The 14,380-nt window shown below is 71.8% G+C and carries 15 protein-coding genes and 2 riboswitches; of the genes, 10 read left to right on the top strand and 5 right to left on the bottom strand.

The annotated features are described in order from the left end of the window. Positions 1 to 3: 3 nt before the first annotated feature. The 4 genes from ADK55_RS11335 to ADK55_RS11320 form a co-directional block, all read right to left on the bottom strand. Complete coding sequence (locus ADK55_RS11335; RefSeq protein ID WP_053677608.1) at positions 4 to 996, bottom strand: ABC transporter permease; 993 nt, start codon at positions 994 to 996, stop codon at positions 4 to 6. 650 nt (positions 997 to 1,646) lie between these two features. Further along, complete coding sequence (locus tag ADK55_RS11330; RefSeq protein WP_053677607.1) at positions 1,647 to 2,387, bottom strand: enhanced serine sensitivity protein SseB C-terminal domain-containing protein; 741 nt, start codon at positions 2,385 to 2,387, stop codon at positions 1,647 to 1,649. Between the two features lie 86 nt (positions 2,388 to 2,473). After that, positions 2,474 to 3,226, bottom strand: a complete 753-nt coding sequence (locus ADK55_RS11325; RefSeq protein ID WP_234349997.1) for an enhanced serine sensitivity protein SseB — start codon at positions 3,224 to 3,226, stop codon at positions 2,474 to 2,476. Between the two features lie 63 nt (positions 3,227 to 3,289). Then, positions 3,290 to 3,958, bottom strand: a complete 669-nt coding sequence (locus tag ADK55_RS11320; protein ID WP_420713618.1) for an AAA family ATPase — start codon at positions 3,956 to 3,958, stop codon at positions 3,290 to 3,292. A 221-nt stretch (positions 3,959 to 4,179) separates the two neighbouring features. Next, positions 4,180 to 4,283, top strand: a riboswitch (glycine riboswitch). Between the two features lie 183 nt (positions 4,284 to 4,466). Between ADK55_RS11320 and gcvT the strand changes: the two genes are divergently transcribed. The 6 genes from gcvT to ADK55_RS11290 all read left to right on the top strand — a co-directional run bounded on the left by gcvT (position 4,467) and on the right by ADK55_RS11290 (position 10,574). After that, positions 4,467 to 5,582 carry a glycine cleavage system aminomethyltransferase GcvT gene (gcvT, locus tag ADK55_RS11315; protein ID WP_053677601.1) on the top strand — a complete coding sequence of 372 codons (1,116 nt, stop codon included), beginning with the start codon at positions 4,467 to 4,469 and terminating at the stop codon, positions 5,580 to 5,582. A 111-nt stretch (positions 5,583 to 5,693) separates the two neighbouring features. Next, the gene (gene gcvH, locus ADK55_RS11310) at positions 5,694 to 6,077 is read left to right on the top strand and encodes a glycine cleavage system protein GcvH (protein WP_053677600.1); all 384 of its coding nucleotides are present in this window, start codon (positions 5,694 to 5,696) and stop codon (positions 6,075 to 6,077) included. A 17-nt stretch (positions 6,078 to 6,094) separates the two neighbouring features. Further along, on the top strand, positions 6,095 to 7,366 hold the full coding sequence (gene glyA, locus ADK55_RS11305) for a serine hydroxymethyltransferase (protein ID WP_053677597.1): 1,272 nt from the start codon (positions 6,095 to 6,097) through the stop codon (positions 7,364 to 7,366). A gap of 532 nt (positions 7,367 to 7,898) precedes the next feature. Beyond that, entirely contained in the window at positions 7,899 to 9,281 is a 1,383-nt protein-coding gene (locus tag ADK55_RS11300; protein WP_053677595.1) for an L-serine ammonia-lyase, read from the top strand. 228 nt (positions 9,282 to 9,509) lie between these two features. Then, positions 9,510 to 9,917 carry an SsgA family sporulation/cell division regulator gene (locus ADK55_RS11295; RefSeq protein ID WP_053677593.1) on the top strand — a complete coding sequence of 136 codons (408 nt, stop codon included), beginning with the start codon at positions 9,510 to 9,512 and terminating at the stop codon, positions 9,915 to 9,917. Positions 9,918 to 10,070: 153 nt separating this feature from the next. Next, positions 10,071 to 10,574: an AMIN-like domain-containing (lipo)protein gene (locus ADK55_RS11290; protein WP_053677590.1), complete on the top strand. Its 504-nt coding sequence runs from the start codon at positions 10,071 to 10,073 to the stop codon at positions 10,572 to 10,574. A 76-nt stretch (positions 10,575 to 10,650) separates the two neighbouring features. Here the strand turns inward: ADK55_RS11290 and ADK55_RS11285 are convergent, their stop codons facing one another. Beyond that, the gene (locus ADK55_RS11285) at positions 10,651 to 11,364 is read right to left on the bottom strand and encodes a flavodoxin family protein (RefSeq protein ID WP_053677588.1); all 714 of its coding nucleotides are present in this window, start codon (positions 11,362 to 11,364) and stop codon (positions 10,651 to 10,653) included. A 138-nt stretch (positions 11,365 to 11,502) separates the two neighbouring features. Continuing rightward, positions 11,503 to 11,700: riboswitch (cobalamin riboswitch) on the top strand. A gap of 28 nt (positions 11,701 to 11,728) precedes the next feature. On the opposite strand from ADK55_RS11285, the gene ADK55_RS11280 reads away from it, so the two are divergent. The 4 genes from ADK55_RS11280 to ADK55_RS11265 are packed head-to-tail and all read left to right on the top strand — an operon-like array spanning position 11,729 to position 14,342. After that, a complete protein-coding gene (locus ADK55_RS11280) occupies positions 11,729 to 12,433 on the top strand; it encodes an energy-coupling factor ABC transporter permease (protein ID WP_053677584.1) in 705 nt (234 codons plus the stop codon). Then, on the top strand, positions 12,430 to 12,771 hold the full coding sequence (locus ADK55_RS11275; protein ID WP_053677582.1) for an energy-coupling factor ABC transporter substrate-binding protein: 342 nt from the start codon (positions 12,430 to 12,432) through the stop codon (positions 12,769 to 12,771). The genes ADK55_RS11280 and ADK55_RS11275 overlap by 4 nt, the downstream gene beginning before the upstream one ends. A 3-nt stretch (positions 12,772 to 12,774) precedes the next feature. After that, positions 12,775 to 13,524, top strand: coding sequence for a cobalt ECF transporter T component CbiQ (cbiQ, locus tag ADK55_RS11270; protein WP_053677580.1), 750 nt, complete (start codon positions 12,775 to 12,777; stop codon positions 13,522 to 13,524). Next, positions 13,521 to 14,342: an energy-coupling factor ABC transporter ATP-binding protein gene (locus ADK55_RS11265; RefSeq protein WP_053677578.1), complete on the top strand. Its 822-nt coding sequence runs from the start codon at positions 13,521 to 13,523 to the stop codon at positions 14,340 to 14,342. The genes cbiQ and ADK55_RS11265 overlap by 4 nt, the downstream gene beginning before the upstream one ends. The last annotated feature ends 38 nt before the right edge of the window (positions 14,343 to 14,380 follow it).

Raw genomic sequence — 14,380 nt, 5'->3', positions numbered from 1 at the left:
GGTTCAGCTGCCCTTGGGGTCGAGTGCGTCGCGCAGCCCGTCCCCGAAGAGGTTGAACGCCAGGACGGTGATGAAGATCGTGAGGCCCGGGACCACCATGTACATGGGGTCGTCCTGGTAGATGGGGACGGCGTCGGACAGCATCTTGCCCCAGGAGGCGGTGGGCGGCTTGACGCCGGCACCGAGGAAGCTGAGGGCCGCCTCCGTCAGGATGTTGGTCGGGATGATCAGCGTCGAGTAGACGAGGATCGGCGCGACCAGGTTGGGCAGCAGCTCCTTGATCAGGATGTAGCCGCGGCCCGCCCCGAGGCTGCGCGCGGCCTCGACGTATTCGCGTTCACGCAGGGAGATCGTCTGTCCTCGGACGATGCGGCCGATGTACGGCCAGCCGAAGAAGCCGATGACGACGATCAGCACGCCCATTCGGACGCCCGAACCCTCGAACCCCCAGAGGGAGTTGGGGACCACGGACACGAGGGCGATGGTGAACAGCAGCTGCGGGAAGGCCAGCAGCAGGTCCATGGTGCGGCTGATGACGCCGTCGACCCAGCCGCCCAGGAATCCGGCGAGCGCGCCGAGCAGGCTGCCGAGGATCACCGAGACGAAGGCCGCGAGGAAGGCGACGACCAGGGATATGCGGGCGCCGTAGACGATCCGGCTGAACACGTCGCGCCCGTTGGTCGGTTCGACGCCCAGCAGGAAGTCGGAGCTCATGCCGCCGAACGAACCGAGCGGCGTCCCGAAGTCCGGGTCGAGCATGTCTTCGTGGAACTCGTTGGGCGGATGGCCCAGCAGGCTCACGATCAGCGGCGCGAAGACGGCCACCAGGATCAGGAGGATCACGACCACGCCGCCGGTCAGCGCGACCTTGTCGCGCTTGAGCCGCATCCAGGCGATGCGGCCGGGCGAGCGGCCTTCGATGGCCTTGGCAGGGACGTCGGCTACGGACACGGGTGCGGGTGTTTCCGCGTCCGTGTCATGCAGTGGTGCCGTCATCGTGGTGGGGACCCCTCTCGGCCGACGGGTGTGCCGGCCCATGCCCGCCGCTGTGGCGGCGTTGGTGCGGAGTGGCGCTCGGAGTGCGTGGACACGCGCAACGCGTGTGAGGTGCGGGAAGTGCGGGAAGTGCTGCGAAAGTGCCGTGCGAAACAACAGGTGCAGTCAACGAACCGAACCGCGTCCCGAAGGACTGATCGGCTCTTGGGTGGGGAGTCTTCATCGGGCGCTCGACCAGCCGCCAGACCCGCAGATGAATGGATGCGCAAACGTGATCTGACGTCCCGGTACCCGTTATCCGGACTTCACTCGCGTCTCAGCGGAGCAAGACCGCCTGTTCGGTACGGAACCGGACATGGCGCCCAACTCGCAAGACTCGCACGCCTTTTGGACGCACAAGACCGAAGAAATCAGGACAAGACGAAGGCTGTGGAGGGGCGGCGGTCGCCGGCGGCCCGAGGTGTTCTCCACGCCCCGTCCCGGCGTTCGGACATCGGGGGCGCGCGGGCCCCCGGAAGACGCCCCGGGGGCGCGGACGGCCTGACGGGAGGCCCTGGAGAGGGCCCGGTGGGGCGCTCTCGCGGGAGGCCGGGGAAGGGGGCACGCGGAAGGCCTCCGTCGACGGTCCGACGGAGGCCCGGGGGGACGCTCTAGTACGAGGGCGCCTGGCCCTCGCGGTCATAGAAGGGGCGGGTCTGCGAACGCAGCCACATCGCGATCGGGTCGTGCTCGTCGGCCAGCGCGACGGTGCACACGGGAATGCCCTCGGGGACCGCCCCCACCGACTGCCGCATCATCTCCCGGACGGACTCCAGCGCGGGCGCGGAGGCGTCGTACAGGTCGAGCCCGACGGCGAGGTACGCCGATCCGAGCGACGGCTGCACCCAGGCCCTGCGGAGCGAGCGGACGGCCGGCGTGCGGTGCGCGTGCTGGGTGAGCAGACCGTAGAACTGCGGGAGCTCCAGGGCGGGCTCCGACAGGCGCAGCGGTCCGGCGGGCATCCGGTCGAGGCCCGTCGCGATCCGGCGGAGGTCGGCCCAGGGCAGTCCGAGGCCGCCGCCCTGGGCGTGCGGGTTGAGCCACAGCCCCCAACGGTCCGGGTAGAGGGCGCGGGCGATGTCCCGGCCGGTGACCACCTCGTAGCCGCGGTTCCAACCGCTGGCGGCCAGTTCCTGCGGGGAGGTCACGCAGGGCGCGTATCCGAGCCCGTCGACCTCCATCCCCCCGTACTGGGCGTCCGGTGAACCCGGCTGCCCCTGCCACAACAACATCCACAGCCGGCCCTCGGCCAGGGCGTGCAGAAGCGACTCGTAGCTCTCATAGCGCCCGGGAGTCACCTGGCGCAGCATGTGCTCGACCTGCCCGGCCGCGGCCGTGCCTGACGCACTCACCCGGTACCCCTCTTCGTCCGCCCGTCGTCCACCCGTTACCCAGGCCACGCGAGCGGGGCCAAGAGATGTAATCAGCTTAAGCGGCCCTACGGGAGGTAGAAGGGGCGCACACGCTCACGAATCCACTCCGTGACCGGGTCCTCGGCGGCGTCCAGGAGGATCAACTGCACCGGCCAGGGCGCCGGTACCCGGGCCAGCGCCCGGCCGAGCGCCTCCATCGGCGCGTTCCGCGACCCGGGATCCCATCCCACCAGTCGGACACCGATGTACAACTCGGGCGCCCCGCCCTCCACGCTGGCCAGGCAGCGGTGCGCCGCGGCGACCACCCCGGTGGCACGGAACTCCTCGCCGGCCGCGGCGAGGAAGTCCACCGGGTCGTGCTGCCAGTCCGGCTCGAAGAGGCGGACGCGACCGCCGGTGGCGGGGCCGTCGAGCGGGGTCCGTCCCGTGCGGCACAGTTCCGCGACGGCGGCCGGGGGCAGCGGGACGCCGACGGCTCCCTCCGGGTTCACGGCGAGGCCGATCTGCGGCGGCAGGCCGCGGGCGAACTCCACGGCGGGGGCCACGGCGAAGTCCATGCCGGGGCCGACGCAGAAACGGAACTGGGCCTCGGAGCTGTAGACGGGGACGTACGCCTGGCCGCCGATCTGCATCGTCGGGAGGGTCAGGTCGGCGGCGTCGGGCGCGCCACCGGCCGGCAGCGGCACCCAGAGCCGGCTGCGGCCGAGGACCTCCAGGATCCGCGCTCCCGCGTCCGCCGCTCCCAGCGCCGCCCCGAGCACCTGCTCCAGCTCGTTGTCGGGCCACCCGCCGCCGTGCATCCACGCCTCCGCTGCCATCGCCACCTTTGCCGTGCCGAGGTTAGTGGGTCGGCGGGGACCCCCCTCGCCCGGGCCGGCGCGTCAGGCGCCGGGGGCGGGCGGCGCGGGGGCGAAGGCGATGCGGGTGATGCCCGAGGCGGCGGCGCGGTCCAGGAGGACCACCGACGCGCAGCCGCGCGGGAGGCTGCCCGACTCGGCGTCGCGCAGGAGCCGGTCCGCCGCGCCGCGGTGACGGGAGAAGGCGTACGCGGACACCCGCCGGCCCCGTGCCTCCTGCCCGGCCAGGGCCTCCTGCGGGGTGGTGTCGAGGAGCAGCAGGTGCAGGGACCGGTTCCGGCGTCGGGCGAACCCGGCGAGCAGTCCCCGCACCCAGGTCTGGGTGCCGCAGTCGTGGACCACGACCGAGGCCCCGGAGCGCAGGGCCCGCCACAGTCCCCGGTAGTGCGCGACGCGGACCAGCGGTCGGTAGGCCGCGTAGGGAAGCGCGTCGGGCATGCGCCGCTCCCAGCGTTCGCGGGTGTCCTGGGAGTCGATGCCGCCGGTCGCGGCCCGCTTGATCAGGGTGCTCTTGCCGCCGCCCGGCAGGCCGGACACCACGACGATGTCCCCGTCGGCGAAGTCGAGCCCGCGCGGTCCGTGCGTGCCCCGGCCGCGCAGGTCGCGCACGGCGGTGCCCCCGGCCCGGGCGGGTCTCTCGTGGGCGGCCCGCTGCGCCGGCACTCCCGCCACGGTCCCCGTCGTCGTCAGCACTCCGAATCTCCGCACCGCCACAGTGATCGCCTCCCCCGAATCGGGTCGCAAGGACCTTTGCCCACTGAGTGTAAAGAGACGGTAATCCGGCATGCCCGGTTCCGGGGGGCCCGCTCGGGCCCGGTCACGGTCACGCACGGTCTTTCGGGCCCGCACGCCCGTCGCGGGCCGTCGCGTGCAATGATGTGCGCCATCTGGACACCAACTGCATACCGGCCGCTTGAATCCGCGCGGGAGAGTCCCGGCAGGCCGTGAGGTCGTGCCCGGGCGCCGAAGGAGCAAGTCCCTCCCTTGAATCTCTCAGGCCCCGTACCGCGTGGATGAGGCAGATCTGAAAAGCGAGCCGCGCCGCCGTCCCCGACGGCATCGGCGTGTGCTCCACCCAAGGTGCAAGTCGACGACGCGTCCCGTTTCGTGCGGGAACTCTCGGCGAACCTCTCAGGTTCCGATGACAGATGGGGAGGATCGTCCTCGTCATGTCATGCCCTGGGACCCGGGAGCCACACCCATGAGCACTGCCCCCCGTCTGACCGCCCTCGACGCGCTGCACCGCTCGCTCGGTGCGACCATGACCGACTTCGCGGGCTGGGACATGCCGCTGCGCTACGCCAGTGAGCGCGACGAGCACAACGCCGTGCGCACCAAGGCCGGTCTCTTCGATCTCTCCCACATGGGCGAGATCACCCTGACCGGCCCCGAGGCCGTGAAGGTGCTCGACTACGCGCTGGTCGGCAACATCTCGACCGTCGGCGTCGGCCGCGCCCGCTACACGCACATCTGTCAGGAGGACGGCGGGATCCTGGACGACCTGATCGTCTACCGCCTGGGCGAGACCGAGTACATGGTCGTCGCCAACGCCTCCAACGCCCAGGTCGTCCTGGACGCGATCACCGAGCGGGCCGCCGGCTTCGACGCCGAGGTCCGTGACGACCGCGACGCGTACGCGCTGATCGCCGTGCAGGGCCCGGAGTCCCCCGGCATCCTGAAGTCGCTGACCGACGCCGACCTGGACGGCCTGAAGTACTACGCCGGCCTGCCGGGCACGGTGGCCGGGGTGCCCGCGCTGATCGCGCGGACGGGCTACACCGGCGAGGACGGCTTCGAGCTGTTCGTCTCCCCGGAGCACGCGGTGGAGCTGTGGCAGGCGCTGACCGAGGCGGGCGCGGGCGTCGGCCTGGTCCCGGCCGGTCTGTCCTGCCGCGACACCCTGCGCCTGGAGGCGGGCATGCCGCTGTACGGGCACGAGCTGACCACCTCCCTCACCCCGTTCGACGCGGGTCTGGGCCGGGTCGTGAAGTTCGAGAAGGAGGTGGACTTCGTCGGCCGCAAGGCGCTGGAGGCCGCCGCCGAGCGCGCCGCCGACAACCCGCCGCGCAAGCTGGTCGGCCTGATCGCCGAGGGCCGCCGCGTCCCGCGCGCCGGGTTCCCGGTCGTCGCGGGCGGGCAGGTCGTCGGAGAGGTCACCTCGGGCGCCCCGTCGCCGACGCTGGGCAAGCCGATCGCGATGGCGTACGTGGACGCGGCGCACGCCGCGCCCGGCACCTCCGGTGTCGGCGTGGACATTCGCGGTACGCATGAGCCGTACGAGGTCGTGGCGCTGCCGTTCTACAAGCGGCAGAAGTAGTTCCGCCCCTTCCCAAGCGCGTCGTCGCCGTCCGGAGGTCCGTGCGGCGCCGTCTCGGCATTCAAGACCACCGGTTCACATCCACTCCCCCGCATCCAGGAGAATCAGGCCATGAGCAACCCCCAGCAGCTGCGTTTCAGCAAGGAGCACGAGTGGCTGACGGCCGCCGTGGACGGCGTTTCGACGGTCGGCATCACGGAGTTCGCGGCCAACGCGCTCGGTGACGTCGTCTACGCCCAGCTCCCCGAGGTCGGCGACACGGTGACCGCGGGCGAGACCTGTGGCGAGCTGGAGTCGACCAAGTCGGTCAGCGACCTGTACTCCCCCGTCACCGGTGAGGTCGTCGAGGCCAACCAGGACGTCGTGGAGGACCCGTCGCTGGTGAACTCGGCTCCGTTCGAGGGTGGCTGGCTGTTCAAGGTGCGCGTCGCGGAGGAGCCGGGCGACCTGCTCAGCGCCGACGAGTACGCCGCGCTCACCCACTCCGACAACTGACACCTCAGGGGATCTTGATGTCCGCACTGAACACCCCGCTCCACGAGCTCGACCCGGACGTGGCCGCCGCCGTCGACGCCGAGCTCGTACGCCAGCAGTCGACCCTGGAAATGATCGCGTCGGAGAACTTCGCTCCGGTCGCCGTCATGGAGGCCCAGGGCTCGGTCCTGACCAACAAGTACGCCGAGGGCTACCCCGGCCGCCGCTACTACGGCGGCTGTGAGCACGTCGACGTGGTCGAGCAGATCGCGATCGACCGCGTCAAGGCGCTGTTCGGCGCCGAGGCCGCGAACGTCCAGCCGCACTCCGGTGCGCAGGCGAACGCCGCCGCGATGTTCGCGCTACTCAAGCCGGGCGACACGATCATGGGCCTGAACCTCGCCCACGGTGGTCACCTGACCCACGGCATGAAGATCAACTTCTCCGGCAAGCTCTACAACGTGGTCCCGTACCACGTGGACGCGTCGGGCGAGGTCGACATGGCCGAGGTCGAGCGCCTCGCCAAGGAGTCCAAGCCGCAGCTGATCGTCGCGGGCTGGTCCGCCTACCCGCGCCAGTTGGACTTCGCCGCCTTCCGCCGCATCGCGGACGAGGTCGGCGCGTACCTGATGGTCGACATGGCGCACTTCGCCGGCCTGGTCGCCGCGGGTCTGCACCCGAACCCGGTGCCCCACGCCCACGTCGTGACCACCACCACGCACAAGACCCTCGGCGGTCCGCGCGGCGGTGTCATCCTGTCGACGCAGGAACTGGCCAAGAAGATCAACTCCGCGGTCTTCCCCGGCCAGCAGGGTGGTCCGCTGGAGCACGTGATCGCGGCCAAGGCGGTCTCGTTCAAGGTCGCCGCCTCGCCCGAGTTCAAGGAGCGCCAGGAGCGCACCCTGGAGGGCGCGAAGATCCTCGCCGCCCGTCTGGTCCAGGACGACGTCAAGGCCGTGGGCGTGGACGTCCTCACCGGCGGCACCGACGTGCACCTGGTCCTGGTGGACCTGCGCAACTCGGAGCTGGACGGTCAGCAGGCCGAGGACCGCCTCCACGAGGTCGGCATCACGGTCAACCGGAACGCCATCCCGAACGACCCGCGGCCGCCGATGGTCACCTCGGGTCTGCGGATCGGCACGCCGGCCCTCGCCACCCGCGGTTTCGACACCGAGGCGTTCACCGAGGTCGCCGAGATCATCGCGGAGGCGCTGAAGGCGCCGTCTCCCTTCGCGGAGGCCGACGCCGAGGCCCTGAAGGCGCGCGTCTCGGCGCTCGCCGCGAAGTTCCCGCTGTACCCCACGCTCTGACGTGGTGCGCTGAACCCTGTCGTCGAAGTGGCGCCGGTAAGGCCCGCGGAACATCGACGACAGGGTCTGGAACCCCACGGGTCGGGCCCGGTGGCTGTCTTCCGCAGGCACCGGGCCCTTCTCATGACCGCCGACCCGGCCGATCGCGGCCGGTGTCCGACCCCGTCCGACCCGTCCGTCGAGGAAGGGGCCGGGGAGGGTCGGGAGTGGTGCCGCCCCCTCGCCCGGGACGGTCACAAGCGCACCGCACCGCCGGCAGGCATGTCCTTGCTCACGTCCGTCCGGCCCGCCGCCCGGGCGCCGGAGTCCGCCACGCGGGTCCGCCCGGCCGGGACCCGGCCCCTGACCGGCCCGAGGGCGGGAACCTCGTACCGGAGCGCGAACCGAGCCGCACCTGACCGTCACCCGCGCACCCCGTCCGCCCGCCGGCTTGTTCACGTCCTCGCGTTAAGCTCGGCTGCCGGACAAAATCCGACCAATCCGCCTCTCCTGCCCCCTCCCACCCCACGAGCAGACAAGGGAGTCCGTCACCGTGGCCATCTCCGTCTTCGATCTCTTCTCCATCGGCATCGGCCCCTCCTCCTCCCACACGGTCGGCCCGATGCGGGCGGCGCGCATGTTCGTGACCCGCCTGAAGAAGGACGGTGTCCTCGCCCAGACCGCGTCCGTCCGCGCGGAACTCTTCGGCTCCCTCGGCGCGACCGGCCACGGCCACGGCACGCCCAAGGCCGTCCTGCTGGGACTGGAGGGGCACTCTCCCCGCACGGTGAACGTCGAGACGGCGGACGCCGAGGTGGAGCGCATCCGCCAGAGCGGCCGGCTGCGGCTGCTCGGCGCCGAGATAGGCGAGGCCCACGAGATCGCCTTCGACGAGCCGAACCAGCTGATCCTGCACCGCCGGCGCTCGCTGCCGTACCACGCGAACGGCATGACGCTCTTCGCGTACGACGCCTCCGGCACCCCGCTGCTGGAGAAGACGTACTACTCGGTCGGCGGCGGCTTCGTGGTGGACGAGGACGCGGTCGGCGAGGACCGGATCAAGCTCGACGACACGGTGCTGAAGTACTCCTTCCGCTCCGGTGACGAGATGCTGCGGCTGGCGAACGAGAACGGCCTGTCGATCTCCTCCCTGATGCTGGAGAACGAGAAGGCCTGGCGCACCGAGGAGGAGATCCGCGCGGGCCTCCTGGAGATCTGGCGGGTCATGCAGGCCTGCGTCTCGCGCGGCATGTCCCGCGAGGGCATCCTGCCGGGTGGTCTGCGCGTCAAGCGCCGCGCCGCCGGCACCGCCCGTCAGCTGCGCGCCGAGGGCGACCCGCAGGCGCACGCCATGGAGTGGGCGACGCTGTACGCGATGGCCGTCAACGAGGAGAACGCGGCGGGCGGCCGTGTCGTCACCGCCCCCACCAACGGCGCCGCGGGCATCATCCCCGCGGTCCTGCACTACTACGTGAATTTCGTGCCGGGGGCCGACGAGGACGGCGTGGTCCGCTTCCTCCTCGCGGCGGGCGCGATCGGCATGCTCTTCAAGGAGAACGCCTCGATCTCCGGCGCCGAGGTCGGCTGCCAGGGCGAGGTCGGCTCGGCCTGCTCCATGGCGGCCGGCGCCCTCGCCGAGGTCCTGGGCGGCACCCCCGAGCAGGTGGAGAACGCCGCCGAGATCGGCATGGAGCACAACCTCGGCCTCACCTGTGACCCGGTCGGCGGGCTGGTGCAGATCCCGTGCATCGAGCGCAACGGCATGGCGGCCGTCAAGGCGGTCACCGCCGCCAAGATGGCGATGCGCGGCGACGGCACCCACAAGGTCTCCCTCGACAAGGTCATCAAGACCATGAAGGAGACCGGCGCCGACATGAAGGTGAAGTACAAGGAGACCGCTCGCGGCGGTCTCGCGGTCAACGTCATCGAGTGCTGATCTGAGCGTCCGCCCGCCGCCGCGCGCGGCGGGCCCGTCGAGCCCGTCCTCCCCGGAGGGCGGGCTTCCGCGCGTCCGGAGGGGGCGGGGGAAGCCCGGCGCCGGCGCAAGACGGGCCGAGCGGCCCGTCCGGGTCGGGACCTTGGACCCGCGGATGCGGGGAAGGCGTGGGGTTAGCTTGCCGGAGGGGCAGGAAACACCCCCGCCGACAGAGAGGCGCACCCCGCCATGACGATCACGGAGCACCGCGTCCTCCCCCTCCGTCTGGAGGCCGCGACCACCCCCATCCCGGTGCGGGGGACGTTCGTGTACCGCACCGACCGGCCCTACGAGATCGCGCTCGACTTCGAGGGGGCCGGGGTGCACATCGCGCGCTGGGTGTTCTCCCGCGATCTGCTGCTCGACGGGCAGACCCACGCCACGGGCGAGGGCGACATACAGGTGTGGCCGCGCTGGAAGGCCACCGAGCCGCGGATCTTCCTGGCGTTCAGCAACGGCGAGCAGGGGTGTGTGATGTCCGCCCGGGCGAAGGACGTACGGGCCCTGTGCCGCCGGCTCGTGGAACTGGTGCCGCGCGGGCAGGAACGACGCCACTACGACCTGGACGCGGAACTGAGCGCGCTGCTGCCCGGCTGACGGCGCGGCTCGCGGCCACGTGCCCCGCCCCCGCGCGGCCACGTGCCCCGGCCCCGCGCGGCTCGTGCCCGATCCGGTGCAACCATGGGCGCCCCGGGAGTGTCTTCTGTTGTGACACCGCTGTCCCCGTCTCTGAAGAATCGGGGGGACGTCATGCGTCCGCCACGTCGCCGTCAGGTCACCGCACTCGTCACGGGCACGCTGCTCGCCGCCGGAATCGGCCTCGCCGCACCGGCCTCGGCCGCCACCCGCACCCTGTCCACCACGCTGGTCACCAATGCCCGCTTCGGCGGTCACTGCACCTTCGACCGGCTCGTCGTCGACCTCCAGGGATCCGCTCCCCCGGTCACCGTCACACCCGTTTCCCAACTGGTCTACGACGGGTCCGGCAAGCCCGTGCCGCTGGCCGGGAAGTTCTTCCTGGAGATCCGGCTGCACCCGGCCGCCGGGCACACCGACGCCGGCCAGAACGTCTACCAGGGGCCCCGCCTACAGAAGATCAACCTGTCCAAGCTCAAGGGCATGGCCTACACCGGCGACTACGAGGGGTACGTGACCTTCGGCGCCGCCTTCGACACCAAGCCCACCTACAAGACCAGCGTGCTGCACGCGCCGGAGCGGCTCGTCGTCGACTTCCCGCACCCGGCGACCTGCTGAACCGTCGCCCGGCACGGGATCGAACGGTCGATGGGCCCGGGGCGTGCGCCGCCCCGGGCCCCTCGCGTCTGCCTGCCTAGCGGTGCTCGGGATTGGGGAAGTCGAAGCGGCAGCCGGCGTCCCACTCCGAGCGTTGGTTCCCGTGTGCGGGGACGCCGCCGGCCCGCTTGAGCAGGGCGGCCAGGTGCATCAGGTTCCAGGTCATGAACGTGGTGTTCCGGTTGGTGAAGTCGTTCTCCGGGCCGCCCGAACCCGGGTCGAGGTAGGAGGGTCCGGGCCCGGCCTCACCGATCCAGCCCGCGTCGGCCTGCGGCGGGATCGTGTAGCCGAGGTGCTGGAGGCTGTAGAGGACGTTCATGGCGCAGTGTTTGACGCCGTCCTCGTTGCCGGTGATCAGCGCGCCGCCGACCCTGCCGTAGTAGGCGTACTGGCCCCGGTCGTTCAGGATCGAGGAGCAGGCGTAGAGCCGCTCGATGACCTGCTTCATCACGGAGCTGTTGTCACCGAGCCAGATCGGCCCGCACAGCACGAGGATGTCGGCGTCCATGATCTGGCTGTAGAGGACCGGCCACTGATCGCTCTCCCAGCCGTGCTCGGTCATGTCGGGCCAGACACCGGTGGCGATGTCGTGGTCGACGGCCCGGATCAGTGAGGTCCGGGCGCCGGCCGCCTCCATCACCGCACGGCTCCTGGAGATCAGCCCCTCGGTGTTGCTGGTCTCGGGCGAGCGCTTGAGCGTGCAGTTCACGTAGACGGCGCTGAGGTCTGCGTAGTCGTGTTCGTCGGCCACTCCCCCACCCTGCGCGGGCCGGCACGGGTTCGCCAGCGGGCCGCGCCCGTCCGGGGGCCACCCGGATCGGCCCTGGTCGGAGCGGGTGGGCGGGGGGCGCGGGAACGGGGTCGGGTTGTTACGGGTCCGCGCGGCCGACTAGGGTCAGCGGGCCTTGGTGTTCGGGAAACCGGTGGAAAACCGGTGCGGCCCTCGCCACTGTGATCGGGAAGTCCGGCTCCACTCCCCTGCGGGAAGCCACTGGGCCCGCGCGGGAGACCGCACGGCCCCGGGAAGGCGGAGTCAGGGCATCAGTACCCGTGAGCCAGGAGACCGGCCAGGGCACGTCGTCCATCCACGAGGTGCTGGAGAGGTCTCCTTACTCATGCATATAGCCGAGGGGTTTCTGCCCCCCTTGCACGCGGTCGCCTGGGGCGCCGCGTCCGCTCCCTTTGTCGTACACGGTGTGCGCGCCCTCACCCGCGAGGTGAAGGCCAACCCCGAGAGCACGCTGCTGCTCGGTGCGTCGGGTGCGTTCACTTTCGTGCTGTCCGCCCTGAAGATCCCTTCGGTGACGGGCAGTTGTTCCCACCCCACCGGCACCGGGCTCGGGGCGATCCTGTTCCGGCCGCCGATCATGGCGGTGCTCGGCACGATCACCCTGCTCTTCCAGGCGCTGCTGCTGGCGCACGGCGGCCTGACCACGCTCGGCGCGAACGTCTTCTCCATGGCCATCGCCGGGCCCTGGGCGGGCTACGGGGTCTACCGGCTGCTCAAGAGGTTCGATCTGCCGCTGATGGTGACCGTCTTCTTCGGCGCGTTCTTCGCCGACCTCGTCACCTACTGCGTGACCAGTGTCCAGTTGGCGCTGGCCTTCCCCGACCCGGGCACCGGTTTCCCCGGGGCGCTCGCCAAGTTCGGCGGCATCTTCGCCGTCACGCAGATCCCGCTGGCCGTCAGCGAGGGGCTGCTGACCGTCCTCGTGATGCGGCTGCTGATGCAGTCGAGCAAGTCGGACCTGGTCCGGCTGGGCGTCGCGAAGCTGACGGCCCGTACCGGGACCAAGCAGGAGGAGGCGGCGGTCCGATGACCAGGAACGCGAAGATCAACACGGTGCTGCTGCTCCTGGTGGCGGCGCTCGCCGTGCTCCCGCTCGCACTGGGTCTGGGCGAGGGCAAGGAGGAGCCGTTCGCGGGCGCCGACGCGCAGGCGGAGGCCGCCATCACCGAACTGAAGCCGGACTACGAGCCGTGGTTCTCGCCGCTGTACGAGCCCCCGTCCGGGGAGATCGAATCGGCCCTGTTCGCCCTTCAGGCGGCGCTGGGCGCGGGCGTGCTCGCGTACTACTTCGGCGTCCGCAAGGGTCGGCGTCAGGGCCTCGCCCAAGCGGGCGCGACCGGTGGCCCGGCCGGCCCCGCGGAGTCGTAGGCGGTGCTGCCGATCGACGTGGCGGCGCACGGCAGTCGCTGGCGCCGCCGCCATCCGCTGGAGAAGGCCCTGTTGGGGCTCGGCCTGACGGTCACGGCCGTGGCCCTGCCGCCCTGGCCCGGGGGGCCGCTCGTCGCGGCGGCCACCCTGGTGGTGCTGCTCGGGCCCGCCGGGGTGGCCGGGCGCCAACTGTGGCGGGCCTTCCGGATCCCGCTCGGTTTCTGCTTCACCGGGGCGCTTCCGCTGCTGTTCGCGGTGGGCGGCCCGGCGGGGCTGGTGTCGTGGGCCCCCGACGGGCCCCGGCACGCGGCGGAGCTGCTGTTGCGCACCTCCGCGGCCTCCCTCGGGGTGCTGCTGTTCGCCTTCACCACCCCGGTGTCGGACGTGCTGCCCCGGCTCGTGCGGGCCGGGGTGCCGGCGCCGGTGGTGGACGTGGCCCTGGTCATGTACCGGATCGGCTTCCTGCTGCTGGACTCGATGGCCCAGGTCCGCCGCGCCCAGGCGGCCCGGCTCGGACACACGGGACGGGCCGCGGTGTGGCGTTCGCTGGCCGGGCTGGCGGCGACCTCGTTCGTACGGGCCTTCGACCGCGCCGCGCGGCTCCAGGAGGGGCTGGCGGGGCGTGGCTACGACGGCGCGCTGCGGGTGCTGGTGCCGCCGGCCACGCTGTCGTGGCGGTTCCTGGCCGCGTCCGGGGCGCTGCTGGCGGCCCTGATCACCGTGACTCTCACCCTGAAGGGGCTGTACCTGTGAACCCGTTGGTGGAACTGGCCGGCGCGGGCTACGCGTACGAGGACGGGCCCGAGGTCCTCTCCGGCGTGGACTTCGGCATCGTCGAGGGCCGCGCGCTGGTCCTGCTGGGCCGCAACGGCAGCGGCAAGACCACCCTGATGCGGCTGCTCAGCGGGGGGCTGCGGCCGGGTTCGGGCTCGCTGCGGCTCGACGGCACGGTGGTGACGCACGACCGGGCCGGGCTGACCCGGCTGCGGCGGGCCGTGCAGTTGGTGGTCCAGGACCCGGACGACCAGTTGTTCGCCGCCTCGGTGGAGCAGGACGTGTCCTTCGGCCCGATGAACATGGGCCTGGAGCCCGCCGAGGTGCGGGGCCGGGTGGACTCGGCGCTCGCCGCCCTGGACATCACGGCGCTGCGGGACCGGCCGACGCACCTGCTCTCGTACGGTCAGCGCAAGCGCGCGGCCATCGCGGGCGCGGTGGCGATGGCCCCGCGCGTGTTGATCCTGGACGAACCGACGGCCGGGCTGGACCCGGACGGGCAGGAACGGCTGTTGGACGTCCTGGCGGGGCTGCGCACGGCCGGGACCACGGTGGTGATGGCCACGCACGACGTCGACCTGGCGGTTCGCTGGGCCGACGACGCGGCGGTCCTCACCCCGACGGGCGTCCGCGTCGGTCCGGCGGGGGAACTCCTCTCGGACCCCGCGTTGTTGGCCTCGGCCGGACTGCGTCAGGCGTGGTCCCCGGCGGTCACGGCCCTCCTGCGCGCCCACGGCCTGTTGGCCCCGGACGTTGCCGGCCCGAGGACCCCGGAGGCCCTGGCCGCGCTGCGGTGACGGCGCGGGCGCCCCGACCCCGCCCGTGCGGCGAGCGA

Origin of the sequence: Streptomyces sp. WM4235 (assembly GCF_001279725.1) — a bacterium.
Classification (GTDB): Bacteria; Actinomycetota; Actinomycetes; order Streptomycetales; family Streptomycetaceae; genus Streptomyces.
The sequence above is the reverse complement of the archived record's forward strand: the minus strand, read 5'-3'. Positions and strand labels throughout refer to the sequence as shown.